This is a genomic window from Paenilisteria newyorkensis (genome assembly GCF_000766145.1).
GTDB classification, from domain to species: domain Bacteria; phylum Bacillota; class Bacilli; order Lactobacillales; family Listeriaceae; genus Listeria_A; species Listeria_A newyorkensis.
Map to the genome: position 1 here is coordinate 75,476 of NZ_JNFB01000046.1, position 15,077 is coordinate 90,552.

Genomic DNA, 15,077 nt, shown 5'->3' on the forward strand with positions numbered 1-15,077 from the left:
CAACGTAGCCCATAAAATAAAAGTAGTTATTAGTAATATTGAATTTTTAATATTTGGATAAAAAATATAATTAGATTTTTTAGGTTATTAATTTCAAACAAGAAAGGATGTCGTTAGGATGAAAAAATGTAACAAGCCGATTGATTCAAGTTAACTTTTTTGAACTCAGTCCAAAAAATAGTTGCGCAACTATAAAAGTAATAATAATTTAAATCAGAGGAGGACATTAATTAATGTCAACGAAAAATAATATCGTCAGAAAAAGTGGAACAATCGCTTTAGCAACCGTCTTGGTTGGGAGCTCGCTACTAAGTACACTACCGGTTAACGTATTTGCAAGTGAAGAAGCACTTAAAAATGCAGTGTCAGCAGCCGCACCTACCGCTGCCCCTGCTAATGCAACAGAGGTAGCAACATCTGCAGAGCTAAGAGCAGCTTTGGAAAGCAAAACAATAACAGACATTAAACTAACAGCAGACATTAAACTAGCAGCGACGTTTAACTTCACAACGCAAAAAAACCTATATGGTGATGGGCATACGCTCGATATGAATATGAATAAAATTGGAGTTGCCAAAGCAGATTCTGTCAATCGCGTAGAAAACCTAACAATCACTAACCAAAATATTTATCCGTTATTCTGGTCAGAGTATGCTGGCGTGCAAGTTACGTATAAGGATGTCACTTCTAGCGGTAAACAATTTATTTACAATGCGAAAGGTACAGCCATTTTAGAAGGAAATATTAAAGCAACTGCCAATTATGAAGAAATTTTCCAAGGAACGAACCTGATAATTAAAGAGGGCGCAGATGTTGATTTCAATTCCGTTGACTCTGGTTTGACGGCACTTTACGTTGTTGGGGATCTAACGCAAGAAGCGAATTCTAATATGAAAGTCAATTCAAAATCATATACGCTTTACGTGGCTAATAATAGCACACAAATTTCTGTTGCAGGAAACATGGAGTTAAATTCTAGTACGAAGCAAGCCATTTATGCAACTGGTGGGAATATGGTCGTTAAATCGGGAGCGAAATTCAAGGCTAATGCAGGCGATACAGTCGAAGAAGGTATTTCCATTACAAACGGTAGCTTAACTGTTCAATCAGGAGCGGATTTCGTTGCGACTTCCAAAGGTGTACAAGGAACAGTCCAAACCGGTAAAGCCCTAACATTTGAGAATGGTTCAAACTTTGCCATTACAAATACGAATGCGACTGGTTCTGTTTTTGCGAACTATGCTGGTGCTTCCACAAAAATTAACATCAATTCTGATAAAGGCCTGTCTACATGGGATTATGGTTTCATCAACAATGACAAGCCAACGCATAACTATAACGATTTTAAAATAGCAACATTCGACTTGTCTGGTTGGGATAAAGGGAACTTAAGCCAAAAGAACTTGACGTCAAACAGTGCGCAGTTCCAATCACAATTTGTAAGTAAAACAACGGGTAAATTATTTGGTGGTAGCTATGCCTTAACGAATATTACAAAAACAACCATCGATGACCTTACGACAGATTCGACGCACGTAGTCGGTCTAGCGGAACCAAATGCAAACATCGTGATTAAGAATGCAGCAGGAGTAACACTAGGTCAAGGAAAAGTAGGATCAGACGGTTACTACGACGTTACTATCGAGAAACAAGCCGCTGGAACAGTCGTAACGGCAACAGCTGACTCTAATGGTATTACATCTTCTGCATCAACGACAGTCATCCAAGCAGCGATTGAACAAACAACGATTGCACCTCTCACAACAGATTCAACTAAAGCAACAGGAACAGCGGAACCAAATGCAGACATTGAAATCAAAGCAAACGGTGAAGTCATAGGTTCTGGAAAAGTAGGATCAGACGGAAGCTACAGCATTACCATTTCACAACAAGATGTAGGCACAAGAGTCACAGCAACGGCGACAAAAGGAACAGCTTCTTCTCATGCGACTACAACAGTAACACAAGGTGACCTTGAACAAACAACGATCTCAGCGCTAACAACAAAATCAGTGCTAGCAGAAGGCACAGCAGAACCAAACGCATCTATTGAAATCCAAAATAGTGCTGGAGAGACACTTGGAAGCGGAAAAGTAGGATCAGACGGCAAATACAGCATCACTATTCCGAAGCAAGCAGCTGGAACAATCGTAACAGCTACAGCAACAAAAGATGGCAAAACATCGACCGCTCAAACTACAGTCGTTCGCGGTGAACTTGAACCGACAACAATTAACAAAGTTACTACTGAGTCAGTGTCCATTTCAGGAACAGCAGAACCGAATGCCACACTTGTTGTAGAAGATCAAGATGGTAAACAACTGGCAACTGGCCGCGTTGGATCAGATGGTATTTACAGTTTAACAATTGCCAAACAACCAGAAGGAACAACTATTTCAGTAACAGCTTCTTTGGCAGGATTAACATCGAAAGCATCAACCATTGTAGAACGTGATGGTATTGATAAAACGACAATTAACGCACTTACAACGGATTCTGTATCTGTTTCAGGAAAAGCAGAACCAAACGCAAACATCGTGATTACTGATCAAAACGGTAAAGAACTAGCGAAAGGGCGCGTTGGATCAGACGGCATTTACAGCTTGACGATTGCGAAACAAGCCGAGGGAACAGTCGTAACAGCAACAGCGACAAAAGACGGAAAAACATCAAGCGCACATACAACAGTTATACGTGATGCCATTGCTCCAACAACAATCAACGCACTAACAGCTGATTCTACAAATGCAACAGGAACAGCAGAACCGAATGCAGATATCGTGATTAAAAACGCAGCAGGAACAACAATCGGATCAGGAAAAGTAGGATCAGACGGCAAATACAATTTAACCATTGATAAACAAGCCGAGGGAACCGTCGTAACGGCAACGGCTACTAAAGATGGTAAATCAGCAAGCGCAGACACGATTGTAACAGCAGGTAAAAATATTGCTCCGACAACAATCAACGCACTAACAACAGATTCCACAGTAGCAACAGGGACAGCCGAACCGAATGCAGCAATCGTTATCAAAAATGGAGCTGGAACAACCATTGGATCAGGAACAGTCGGATCAGATGGTAAATACAGTTTGACGATTGACAAGCAACCAGCAGGAACAATCGTAACAGCAATAGCAACAAAAGATGGCAAATCAGCAGAAGCACAAACAACAGTTATACGTGATGCGATTGCGCCAACAACGATTAACGCGCTAACGGCTGATTCCACGGTAGCAACAGGAACAGCAGAACCAAATGCAGACATCGTCATTAAAAATGCAGCAGGAACAACAATCGGATCAGGAAAAGTAGGATCAGACGGTAAATACAGCTTGATCATTACACCACAAGCAGAAGGAACCGTCGTAACAGCAACAGCAACAAAAGATGGCAAAATCGCAAAAGCAGAAACAGTCGTAAAAGCAGGACAAACTATTGCAGCACCAACAATCAATGATTACTACGTGAATGACGGCTATGTGACTGGAACAGCTCCAGCAGGCGCGACGAAAGTAACCGTTGAAGTATCAGGTAAAACAATTCGTACGGTAGATGTTGCAGCGAATGGCACGTACAGAATCTATGTCAACGATAACGCAGCAATGGGCGTAGCAGGAACAACTTTCCAAGCCTACGCAACAGATGCGAATGGCAAACCAGGCGACAAAGCAACAAGCACAGTTAAAGCAAGAGCAGTAATCGTTGCTCCTCCAACAATCAATGATTACGTTGTAGATGGCGGATATGTGACAGGTAAAGCAACAGCACCAGCAACAAAAGTAACGATTTCTGTAGGTGGCAAAGATATTCGCACAGGTGACGTAGCAGCAGACGGTACCTTCAAAATCTACGTAAACGACAACGCAGACATGAAGATTGTAGGTAAAGAATTTACAGCCGTTGCTAAAGACGCAGCAGGTAATGTAAGTAAACCAACAACCGCAACGGTTAAAGGCGCGACACTTGGACAACCAACCATTGATCCTTACTATGCAGGTCAAGAATATATCACTGGTAAAACAGACAAAGCAACAAGCAAAATTGGTCTTTACGACAAAGATGGCAACTTACTTCGTTACGGCGCAGTAGATGCAGCAACAGGAACATACAAAATCTATGCTTCTGATAAAACAGCGATGCGCGTTGTCGGTGATGAATTCTCCGTCAGAGCCATTGACGTAGCCGGAACACCAACAGAACCAACAAAAAGCACGATTCTAACAGCGCTTTTAGGCAAACCATCCATCAATGATTACAACAAAGGCGACGAATATGTCACTGGTAAAACAGATCTCGCAACGTTCAAAATCGGTCTTTACGACAACAATGGCACACTACTACGCACAGGCCTAGTAAACCCAGATGGCACGTACAAAATTTATGCATCAGATAAAGCATTCATGCAAGTGATTGGCAACAACTTCACGGTTCGTGCCATTAACTCGGCGAACGTTCCAGGTTTAGCGGCAACTTCTACCGTTTTAGGCGAACGTATCCCGTCAGTCGTGACAGCAGCAGATTACAACTTAGGCGACAACAACATCACTGGAACATACACAGGCGCTGGTGCGAAAGTACAACTATTTGTAAATGACGTACTCGTTAAAAATGGCGCACTAGACACCGCAACAGGCACGTACCAAGTGTACGCGAAAGACTACATCAAGTCAGCAACAGATAAAGTCGAAATCGTATTATACGACAAAAACTGGCAAGAACTAGATCGCACACCAGTAAACGTAAAAGCAGCAGCAGGCCAAACATTAAAAATTACTCCAGATGCGTATACAATTGGCGATTCAAATGTAACAGGTAAACTTGATGGCGTAAGTACAGGTATTAAACTATACGTGAATGGTGTACTCGCTCGTACAGGTCAAATAGACGGTCAAACATTCACTATCTATGCCCAAGATAAAATCAAGTCTACAACAGATGTCGTGACAGTCGTTGGAACAGATAAAGACGGCAAAGAAGTAACGGCACCTGTCACAGTCAAAGCAGCAAGTGAATCACCAGACGCACTAAAAATCGGCGCTACTTCTTATACGCTAAACACAGATAACCTAACTGGTTCCTACACGGGCACAATGAACGGCGTAGAACTTTGGGTAAACGGCGTGAAAGCTCGTACAGGTGGGTTTGATGCAACAGCACAAACATTCACTGTCTACGCAAAAGACAAAATCACGTCTGCAAGCGATGTGGTTCAAATCAAAGGTTACGACAAGAATTGGAATCCAGTAACAGTTGACGTCACTATAAAATAAACGTTTGAAGGCAGGTATCCTAGGACGCTGTTCTTAGGATACGCCTTTCAATAAAAAGTCACATTTGAAATTGTCAACAAATCTTGATAGAAACAAGATTTCAGATTGTAGGAAAACTGCTTCACGTGATTTTTCGCAAAACCTCAGCGTGTCGACAAATGCTTAGTTTCTAGGCAAAAGCGAGTACCAGCGCGGAGCGTACTCAGGTACGTGAGCACTGGAACGGAGTTTTTAACGACGAAAATGAGTGTTTGTCGACACGCTGAAATCTTGATAGAAACAAGATTTTATATATCTATTCTAAGAAATGAGGATTTTTCCTATGAAAAAATATCAAAAAATAATGATTACCGCAGCTACTGTTTTTACATTAGGTACAACAATGGCTGGCTGTAGTGCGGCAAAAGAAGATGATACTCCTAAAGCAACGCAACAAACACAAACGGACCTAGACAAGAAAAAAGTCATTGCCGACATAGAAATGACGCCGAAGAAGTTCACCTATAAACAAGATGACACGTTTAACGAAAAAGGAAAAGAGCTAACGGTTATCCCGATGCACATTGTGAATAAGACGAAATCCGAATTCGGCATTGGCGCAGGTGACTTCCACTTAGAAACAACAGACGGAAAGAAAATCGAAACATTCGGTTACCATGACAGCTTCGGCGATGTTATCCCAGCTGGCAAAACACTGGACGGTAATGCGTACTTCGCGATTCCGAAAAATGGTAAAGAATATACACTCGTTTACCATCCAGCAAACGCAGCGAAAGAACAAACACTGAAATGGACAATCGGCGCACCTAAAAAATAAAGAAAAGAAGGTACCAAACGTGCTAAATGCAAAAAAAATAATGATGTTCAGTTCGGTTCATGTTTGGAATGACACACGCATTTTTTATAAAGAAGCGATGACGCTTGCTGATGCAGGGTTCGAGGTGGACTTTTACGCGATTGATAATGGGATGGAGGTCGTGAAACATCCAGGCTTACGGGTTCATTTACTACCTGCGAGTACGTCGCGACTAGCACGTCCCGTTCGTTGGCGCAAACTTTACAAGATTGCAAAAGCGTCTGACGCGATGTACTACCACATTCATGATCCAGAACTGCTCCTACTTTTACCGAAGTTACGTAAGAAAAAACCAGATGCTATTCTAACCTATGATATGCATGAAAATTTCCCAGCAGATATTGAGACAAAAACATGGATTCCCGCTATTTTAAGAAAGCCACTTCAAAAATGGATTTTGCGGATGGAAAAACGAACCATGGCCAGCTGTGATCATATTATTTTTGCGGAAGAATCGTACGTGGAAAGTTATGAACATGTGTCTTGTAAGAAAACCACTGTTTATAACTATCCAACTTACATGGAGGCTATTCCGAAAACATCATCCGCTTCGCCATTCACGCTTATTTATGTTGGCAGTATCACCGAAGATCGTGGGATTTTTGAGATGTTAGAACTGATTCGTCGGTTACAAGAGAAGCATCCGCAAGCTTATCGTCTGAAACTATTAGGTCCGATGACAAATAGTCTAGAGATAGAAGTACAAGAGTTTGTGAATAAACACCAACTGGAAACGGTTGTACAGATACACGGCCGCGTTCCTTACCCTGAAATTTGGCAAGCGTACGCGGAATCTGATTTAGGTCTTTGTCTTTTGCATCCGATTCCGAACTACCTCCAATCGATGGCTACCAAATTATATGAATACATGGCGGCGTCACTGCCAATCCTAGCCTCAGACTTTCCAGATTGGGCAGCTTTTATCGAAAAGCACCAAAGTGGTACGGTTAGCTCTCCGTTTGACACAGAAAAGCTACTATGTGAAATAGAGAAGCGGGCGGCGAATTCTCCATTTTACGCGCAAGAAGGAGAACGAGGGCGCCTAGCTTATGAGCAGGAATATCACTGGGGAATCGAGGCGCAGAAAATGCTAACTACGATTTATAACACGCATTAATTGGAGGTATTTATGAAAGAAGCAATGAAAACAAAACAGATTTTACGCAGTTTTAAAAAGTCTTGGTATTGGTTGATTATTGTACCAGCGATTCTCGTCATGCTCACGTTCGGAATCGAGAAGTTTTGGATTACACCGAACTATACGACATCGACCCAAGTCTTAGTCACAACCGTTACTCCAAAAAATGAAACGCAGGCCTCGGATAGTGTCCGGTCCTCGATTCAGCTAAGTGACACCTATAGTACGACAATTGGAAGTGCGAGAACAATGCAGGAAGTCATCGATAAATATAAGTTGGATATGACGCCGGCAGAACTCGCAAGTAAAGTCACGGTGAAAGGAAACATCAACTCGCTCGTCTTTACGATTACCGTGGTGGATTCGAGCCCAGAACAAGCTGAACTCATCGCGAACGGCATCGCATCTGTGGTGCAAAGCGATTTCCCAGATTTGTTCAGCGGTACCAAAATGATAAATTTAGAAAAAGCAAGTGAACCCGTCACGGTCAGCAGTATGACGAAATATATTTTAGCAGCTGGCTTTGGATTAGGCATAGCGTTAGTTATTGTGCTATATCGAGCAAGTTACGATAATATTATCCGCCAAAGAGAAAGTTTTGATGACATTGGGCTCAGGTTCTTAGGCGACATTCCACTGATAGAAGGAGAGTAAAACAACATGGCTAGATTCAAGAAAAATAAACTGTTTTTTGAAGGGAAATCCAAATCCTTCGAAGCTGAAAAAATCCGTTCGGCGCAAGTAAGTCTTCAATTCGCACTGACTACGCTGGACAAAGCACAAACCATCATGTTTACATCTGCCAATAAAGGCGAAGGAAAAACATTTTGCATTAGTAATATCGCCAAAGAATACGCAAAACTAGGCAAAAAAGTGTTATTGGTCGATTTAGATTTGCACCGGCCGCGTCTCTCCCAGTCTATTGCCCCACGAGAAGTTGGCGGTTTGATGTTGGGCGTGCGAGACTTATCCGTCTTAGCCGATCAAATTCTTCCTTTGGCGGAGGAAAACCTCTTTTTCTTACCAACAGGTCCGCTACCTTCGAATCCATTGGAAGTGGTGAGTTCCGGATTGCTCGCAGAAGTGTTTGCAAAATTGGAAGAAGAATTCGATATGATTTTTATCGACACACCGCCCGTTCGCGTGTTGTCGGATGGACGTATGATTGCCACGTTATGTGACGGTGTTGTCTTAGTTGTTCGTAATGGCGTGACGAAACTAAATGAAGTAGAAGAAGCCAAAGCATCGATTGAAAATGCTGGGGTGCCGATTGTTGGCGCTATTTTAAACGGCCAGCAGTATAACAAGAAAGAGAAGAGTACGTATGCCTATTATTAATTGGCTACAACTGCATACCAAATTAATAGTAATCATCGTAGGCTTAACCGCCGTACTAGAGGCTTGCGTCTTTCTTCCCAACGGCTTCTTGGCCTTACCACTTTTCTTCGTTGCTGCCTTTATTTTCCTGCCAATCAATATGGAAAAGTTCACAACCGCACTTAGTTTTGTGATTCTGTTTTCTGGATTTTTTGGTTCTTATCTAGGGATACCTGGTAACGAGAACATCTTTTTATTTCGCCTCTTAATCCCGATTCATCTTTTCCTCTTTCTATTCTTTGTAAAAAAAGATTGGCTACGATTGCGTTACGTGAGAGCCTTTCTCTTCCTCTTCATTGCCTTCCTTATCGGGATGATGGCAACTGGATTTTGGGCGCCGCAGTTGGGACAAAGCATGCGTTATCTGTATTTTATTTTTGAATGGTTGTATGTCATTTTTCTATGTGTCTACTATGTTCGGAATGAAAACATATATCAGATGCTGGCAAAATGGCTGACGGTGCTTTATATCGGTATTTTAATGATCGGCGTATGGGAATGCTTGACGGGGAATCATTTAAGTCAGTCGGGTTCTCTCTTTTACGAAACGACAACGAGTGCGTTCCAACCAACTGGCTTTCAGTTTAATACGAATGATTTCGCCTCGCTACTCACGATTTTTTTTCCGATTGTGATGATGTCGATTACCACGTGGAAACGAAAATTCATCATGCTTAGCGGGTTGCTGGGGGTTGGTTCAATCACGCTTTACCTCGTTATCATGACTAATTCTCGCCTTGCGATGCTGGTTCTCATTCTAGAAATTTTCATTTTGCTGTTCGGATGGTCTAAAATCTGGTCTTTCGTCGCCGTCTATGTTTTGGGTATGGGCGCCTTACTTGTCTCGACTTTCCATGCCTCAGGTTTCGTTCAAAAGTTACTTGGCATGGTGACTAATTCCTTTACGGATAAAGGGGATTCGACGAGTGAGCGGGTGCAAATGTATCAAGCCTCGTGGAACATGATCAAAGAATCACATTTCATGGGAATTGGCGCGGGAAATTTACCGATTCGACTGGATGAATATATGTATGGTTTTGAACGGGTTTCCGACAATTACTGGGCGCCACACAATTATTGGTTAGAAGCTTTGGCGAATGGTGGTTTACTGGCTTTTATACCGTTGCTTGCCTTTTTCATTGCTTATCATATTGTCGCGATTCGTTATTGGATGACGGAAAAGTACAGTGCATCCTCGGCGATTCCGCTTTTGATTGGTATTGCTTTTCTGGCGGCGAGTATTGGACTTAGCAGCACGATTGACAAACGGCATCTTAGTTTAGGTATCGGGATTGGGCTCGCCCTCTTGAATATCTGTTATTTACAAAAAGGAAGGATGAAACAGGATGATTAGTATTATTATGCCTGCACACAACGCGGCGGCGCATATTCAAGCAGCGATAGACAGTGTTTTAGCGCAGAGCTTTACCGATTTTGAGTTATTGATTTTAGATGATTGTTCGACGGATCAGACGGTGGCACTTGTTCAAAGCTATACAGATCCGCGGATTCAGCTACATGTGTTGGAAACGAACCTAGGCGCGGCAGGCACGCGAAATTATGGTATTCGCCAAGCAAAAGGTCGATATGTGGCGTTTTTAGATAGTGATGATTGTTGGAAACCAGAGAAATTGGCGTTACAACTAGCGTTTATGCAAGAAAATGAAGTGGCGCTCAGCTATACGGCGTACGATGTGATGAGTCCAGACGGCGAACAAATAACAGGGCATGTAGCGGTGCCAGAAACGGTGACTTATCGCTATTTACTGCGCAACACGATTATTGGTTGCCTCACGGTGATGATTGATACGAAACAAACCGGCCTCGTGCAAATGCCTTCGTTTCAAGGCGCGGAAGATACGGCAACCTGGCTTTCGATTTTGAAAAAAGGACATGTCGCAAAAGGTCTGACCGAGCCGCTCGCTTTTTACCGGAAAGGCAACGTATCATTATCCAGCAATAAAATTCAGATGGCAAAACACATTTGGCAAGTCTACCGAAAAGGTCAAAACATGTCGGTATTTACAGCATTAACGCATTTCCCATTTTACTTATGGAATGGACTTGTGAAACATTTACGAACAGGCGGTTCCGTGAAACTCGTGAAGTAGGTAGCGCTCTTATCAACTAAAAAAACAAGGAGGTATTAGCCATTATGGAGCAAAAAGCAACATTAGTTGTCAGTCATGAATACAGAAGAGTCAAAAGAATGATTGATTTTATATTAGCACTCATCGGGATTATTTTGTTAAGTCCCATATTTCTCATCGTAGCGCTCATGATTAAGCTAGATTCACCGAAAGAAAAAGTGATTTTTGTCCAAACGAGAACAGGTCTGAAAAATGAACCGTTCCAAATCTTTAAATTCCGTTCGATGCGAAAGAGTAATCAGCCGGGCGGTGCTAGAAAACATGTATACGATTGGGAAAATGGTGTGCCGGACGATTTTGTTTTTAAATCCGTATCAGGAAATGATCCTGAAATTTCTCCCATCGGTGCTTTCGTTCGCAAATTCAGTTTAGATGAAATACCGCAACTTTTCAATGTATTACGCGGCGATATGAGTCTAGTCGGGCCACGTCCAGAAATACCAGCAATCACGAATCTGTACTCAAGAACGCAACAAACGAGATTGCTCGTGAAACCGGGCGTGACAGGATGGGCGCAAGTGAACGGACGAAGCAATATGAATCATGGTCAGAAAATGGCCTATGACAGTTATTATGTACGGAAATTTAGCTTGAAATTAGACATCCAAATCATCGGTATGACCGTGAAACAGGTGTTAACGGGTAAGGATGCGGTTTAATCGATGAAAAAAGTCACAACGAACTATATTTTTGTTTTACTGTATCAACTGCTCATTATTATTACACCGATTTTCACCATGCCATACGTTATTCGTGTTTTAATGCCGGAAAACGTTGGTGTGGAGGCGTATGTGAGTTCCGTTGTACAAATTTTCACAGCTTTTGCCGCGCTTGGTATGGGAGATTACGGTCGAAAAGTGATTGCGAGTGTGAAGCGCAAACAAGATTTGAAAGTCGAATTTTATAGTCTGTATGTGGTACAAAGCTTCTTTTCCGCTATTGTCCTCATCGCCTATCTTATTTTCACATACTATACCAAGCAATATCAGCTGCTGTTTTTGATCAATATTTTGACCATTCTTTCGTATATTTTTGATATTACGTGGTTCTACACGGGGCAAGAAAATATAAAAAACATCATGATTCGGAATATGGTGGTACGCCTCGGTTCGATGATTGGTATCTTTTGTTTCGTGAAAGGACCAGATGATTTAGCGATATACGTTTGGATTAATGCAGCGACGCTTTTTTTAGGACAACTTGTGACGTGGCTGCCTCTGTTAAGAAAGTTGAGAGGGTTTGAAGTGCAATGGGAGAAGGTGAAAAAGCATGTGGTTCCTGTTATGACGGTTGCTATCGTGCCAATCATTACGCTCATTCCACTCGCTGTCAATAAAGTTATCCTAGGAAATAGCACCTCGGCGATGGATGTCGGTTTTTATAACCAAGCGTTCAAATTGATGACGCTGTTTGTCGTGTTTGTCACCGCTTTATCCACCGTCATGAGTCCGCGAATGGTCAAACAATACAATGGCGCGAAAAAAGAAGACTTCGAACGTTCCATGTATTTTTCGTTTCGCTATGTCGCGCTCAGCACGTTACCGCTCGTGACCGGTTTAATCGCTATTGCGCCGTTGTTTATCCCGTTATTTTTAGGCAGCGCGTTTCAACCCTCAACCCTTAATTTACAAATTCTAGCCCCAAGTTTATTTTTCTCCGGTTTAGCTGGTATTTTCGGCTTACAAATTTTAGTGACGACAGGCAGGAATAAAAGTTACGCCTTCAGTGTTCTAATTGCTGCGGTCGTGAGTTTCGGCACGAATATCATCTTCATTCGACTATGGGGAAGCTACGGCACAGCGGTTTCCTATCTTATTTTCACGATGATGACCTGCGTGCTACAAGCTTACTTTGCGAGACACTATTTCTCCATCAAAAAAATGATACAACAACTATTTCCTTATGTAGCAGCGAGTTTGATCGCTTTTGTGTTTGAAATTGGCGTCACGTACGTTTTAACAGAAATACACGCGATTTTTATAATCGCTGCACAGGTGTTTATCGGTGGGATTGTGTATTTTGGCATATTACTTCTATTCCGCGATCCACTTCTTTTGAAAGCTGGACAAATCCTACAAGCAAAAATAACGCGTAAAAAATAAGAAGAAAGGTGATGGACGTTTGTTTAACTTTGATAGTATACGAAATATGGAAGACCTACTTGCTAAAAAAACAGCGATGTTAGCTTCTTGTAATGAAGAAAAAATCGTCTTGTTGGGCGGTAGTAGCGTACTGTATGGCTTTAATACCGATGAAATACAGCGAAGGCTCGGGAAACCGACGTTTAATGCGGGCGTTAATGTTGGGCTAGGTTTTCGGTACTTGCTTGATCATGTAGAACCCCACTTAAAACCAGGCGATCACGTGCTTTTGCCCTTGGAATTTAATCAGTACACGAATCCGATGTATTACGTGTTCGGCTTTGGGATTGATACGTTTGTTCACCGTGAGTACTGGAAAAATTGCAGGAAGTATCGCCGAAAAGGGAAGCTACTGCTAATTTCGCTCAAACATGCTAGATCCTCGGCAACACCGGAAAAGCTGGCCAGACGTAAAGTAGCGACACTGACAGAGACGGGCTGTTACCTTGGCTTGGATACACAACTACGAGACCCCGCCACGTTAAAAGCAATACCGTTCCCAGAAACGTTTCAAGAGACAGACACGATGAAGGAAATTGCTGCATTCATGACGCGGTGCCAAGCGAATAATATTCGTGTGACACTATTGCCGCCAGTTTTTTACGCGAGAGAAGTGAATACTGCCTATCTTGAAAAAATGTACGCCTATTTTGGCGAAACGATATCACCAGAGTTGTTTCGTTTGGAGGCATCAGAAGTATATGATTCCGTTTACCATGCGAACCAAGCTGGCCAAATGCGTGTGACAAATCGCCTGATCGAACAATTGGAAGAACCCCAAAATAGAAAGGAATTAAACCAAATATGAAAACGAAATTTTTAAATAAAGAAGCGAAGATTGCTGTGATAGGACTTGGATATGTGGGCTTACCGCTCGCTGTTGCGTTTGTCCAAAAAGGATTCCAAACGATTGGCTACGATACGAGTGCAAAAAAAGTGCAGTCACTGGTAGCCGGCGTATCGGATATTGCCGATATTTCGAATCAAACGCTTCAAACATGCTTAGATACGAATGCGTTTGAATTATCAGCGAGCCCAGAAATTTTACACGAAGCAGATGCGATTATCATTTGCGTCCCAACACCACTGACCGAAGCGATGGAGCCAGATATGAGCTTTATTAAATCCGCGATGCAAGATATCGTCACGTATGCGAAAGAAGAAGTCTTTGTTTCGCTCGAAAGCACGACCTATCCCGGCACAACACGCGAACTCATCTGTGCCCCAATGCTTGAAAAAGGCTATACGCTTGGACAAGACTTCTTTGCATGCTATTCACCAGAACGCGTGGATCCCGGAAATAAGAAGTACCACACGTTGAACACACCAAAAGTAGTCGGTGGCGTCGATCCGATGTCCAAAGAACTCGGCGAAATTTTATACGGTCAGGTGATTGATACGATTGTCCCTGTTAATTCGGCAGAGGTGGCTGAAATGAGTAAGCTCCTCGAAAACACGTTCCGTAGCATCAACATTGCTTTTATTAACGAAATGGCGCTTTTAGCTGAAAAAATGGAGATTGATATTTGGGAAACGATTGAGGCGGCGAGCAGTAAACCGTTCGGCTTTATGAAGTTCACGCCAGGTCCGGGCATTGGCGGACACTGTATACCACTTGATCCGATGTACTTGTCTTGGAAAGCAAAATCGAAAAACTTTTATAGTCGTTTCATCGAATTGGCGCACGAAACGAATCATTTAATGCCAGAGAAAATGGTGGATCATGCCGCAGAAGCACTGAATCTGCATCAAAAATCGATTAACGGCTCGAAAATCCTGCTCGTTGGTATGGCGTACAAGGAAAATAGCAACGATTTACGCGAATCGCCGGGACTGCATATTTATGAACAACTTTGCGCACGAGGGGCGGACGTTTCGTTTTGTGATCCAGAAGCGCCAACGTTCCGAGATGCCGATGGAAATACGCAACACAGTATTCCACTCAACTATCAAGCGTTCTCTTGCTATGATTTAGTGGTGATTGTCACACCGCATAAAGTATTCGATCTCGAACAAATCGGTACAGAAAGTTCGCTTATTTTAGATACGAAAAACGCCTTAAAAGACACGTTCCAAGAGAAGAAATGGGCGTATGGCAAGGTGCAGATGAAACAAGTCACGGCGAAAGGAGTGAAATAATTG

Annotated in this window: 11 protein-coding genes; all 11 read left to right on the plus strand. The window is 42.5% G+C overall.

Annotation, left to right across the window (positions count from 1 at the left end):
• Positions 1 to 233: 233 nt before the first annotated feature.
• The 11 genes from EP58_RS16100 (at position 234) to EP58_RS16150 (ending at position 15,074) form a co-directional block, all read left to right on the plus strand.
• Entirely contained in the window at positions 234 to 5,273 is a 5,040-nt protein-coding gene (locus tag EP58_RS16100) for an Ig-like domain-containing protein (protein ID WP_159106234.1), read from the plus strand.
• Positions 5,274 to 5,595: 322 nt separating this feature from the next.
• The gene (locus EP58_RS16105) at positions 5,596 to 6,090 is read left to right on the plus strand and encodes a DUF4352 domain-containing protein (RefSeq protein WP_036094896.1); all 495 of its coding nucleotides are present in this window, start codon (positions 5,596 to 5,598) and stop codon (positions 6,088 to 6,090) included.
• Between the two features lie 19 nt (positions 6,091 to 6,109).
• Positions 6,110 to 7,246 carry a glycosyltransferase gene (locus EP58_RS16110; protein WP_052165097.1) on the plus strand — a complete coding sequence of 379 codons (1,137 nt, stop codon included), beginning with the start codon at positions 6,110 to 6,112 and terminating at the stop codon, positions 7,244 to 7,246.
• Positions 7,247 to 7,258: 12 nt separating this feature from the next.
• The gene (locus EP58_RS16115) at positions 7,259 to 7,921 is read left to right on the plus strand and encodes a YveK family protein (protein ID WP_036094897.1); all 663 of its coding nucleotides are present in this window, start codon (positions 7,259 to 7,261) and stop codon (positions 7,919 to 7,921) included.
• Positions 7,922 to 7,927: 6 nt separating this feature from the next.
• Positions 7,928 to 8,605: a CpsD/CapB family tyrosine-protein kinase gene (locus EP58_RS16120; RefSeq protein WP_036094899.1), complete on the plus strand. Its 678-nt coding sequence runs from the start codon at positions 7,928 to 7,930 to the stop codon at positions 8,603 to 8,605.
• The gene (locus EP58_RS17760; protein ID WP_241481029.1) at positions 8,592 to 9,998 is read left to right on the plus strand and encodes an O-antigen ligase family protein; all 1,407 of its coding nucleotides are present in this window, start codon (positions 8,592 to 8,594) and stop codon (positions 9,996 to 9,998) included. The genes EP58_RS16120 and EP58_RS17760 overlap by 14 nt, the downstream gene beginning before the upstream one ends.
• Entirely contained in the window at positions 9,991 to 10,755 is a 765-nt protein-coding gene (locus tag EP58_RS16130; RefSeq protein ID WP_036094900.1) for a glycosyltransferase family 2 protein, read from the plus strand. Before EP58_RS17760 ends, EP58_RS16130 begins: the two co-directional genes overlap by 8 nt.
• 44 nt (positions 10,756 to 10,799) lie before the next feature.
• Positions 10,800 to 11,453 (plus strand): sugar transferase, encoded by a 654-nt coding sequence (locus tag EP58_RS16135; RefSeq protein ID WP_036094901.1) that lies wholly within the window; start codon positions 10,800 to 10,802, stop codon positions 11,451 to 11,453.
• Positions 11,454 to 11,456: 3 nt separating this feature from the next.
• Positions 11,457 to 12,896: an oligosaccharide flippase family protein gene (locus EP58_RS16140; protein ID WP_036094902.1), complete on the plus strand. Its 1,440-nt coding sequence runs from the start codon at positions 11,457 to 11,459 to the stop codon at positions 12,894 to 12,896.
• Positions 12,897 to 12,915: 19 nt separating this feature from the next.
• Positions 12,916 to 13,743 carry a hypothetical protein gene (locus EP58_RS16145; protein WP_137657469.1) on the plus strand — a complete coding sequence of 276 codons (828 nt, stop codon included), beginning with the start codon at positions 12,916 to 12,918 and terminating at the stop codon, positions 13,741 to 13,743.
• Positions 13,740 to 15,074: a nucleotide sugar dehydrogenase gene (locus tag EP58_RS16150; RefSeq protein ID WP_052171488.1), complete on the plus strand. Its 1,335-nt coding sequence runs from the start codon at positions 13,740 to 13,742 to the stop codon at positions 15,072 to 15,074. Before EP58_RS16145 ends, EP58_RS16150 begins: the two co-directional genes overlap by 4 nt.
• Positions 15,075 to 15,077: the final 3 nt, after the last annotated feature.

Bases quoted from the DNA above. Each gene is read 5' to 3' on its own strand.
- EP58_RS16120 (WP_036094899.1), top strand. From the start codon at position 7,928: ATGGCTAGATTCAAGAAAAATAAACTGTTTTTTGAAGGGAAATCCAAA.
- EP58_RS16105 (WP_036094896.1), top strand. From the start codon at position 5,596: ATGAAAAAATATCAAAAAATAATGATTACCGCAGCTACTGTTTTTACA.
- EP58_RS16140 (WP_036094902.1), top strand. From the start codon at position 11,457: ATGAAAAAAGTCACAACGAACTATATTTTTGTTTTACTGTATCAACTG.
- EP58_RS16150 (WP_052171488.1), top strand. From the start codon at position 13,740: ATGAAAACGAAATTTTTAAATAAAGAAGCGAAGATTGCTGTGATAGGA.
- EP58_RS16100 (WP_159106234.1), top strand. From the start codon at position 234: ATGTCAACGAAAAATAATATCGTCAGAAAAAGTGGAACAATCGCTTTA.
- EP58_RS16135 (WP_036094901.1), top strand. From the start codon at position 10,800: ATGGAGCAAAAAGCAACATTAGTTGTCAGTCATGAATACAGAAGAGTC.
- EP58_RS17760 (WP_241481029.1), top strand. From the start codon at position 8,592: ATGCCTATTATTAATTGGCTACAACTGCATACCAAATTAATAGTAATC.
- EP58_RS16130 (WP_036094900.1), top strand. From the start codon at position 9,991: ATGATTAGTATTATTATGCCTGCACACAACGCGGCGGCGCATATTCAA.
- EP58_RS16115 (WP_036094897.1), top strand. From the start codon at position 7,259: ATGAAAGAAGCAATGAAAACAAAACAGATTTTACGCAGTTTTAAAAAG.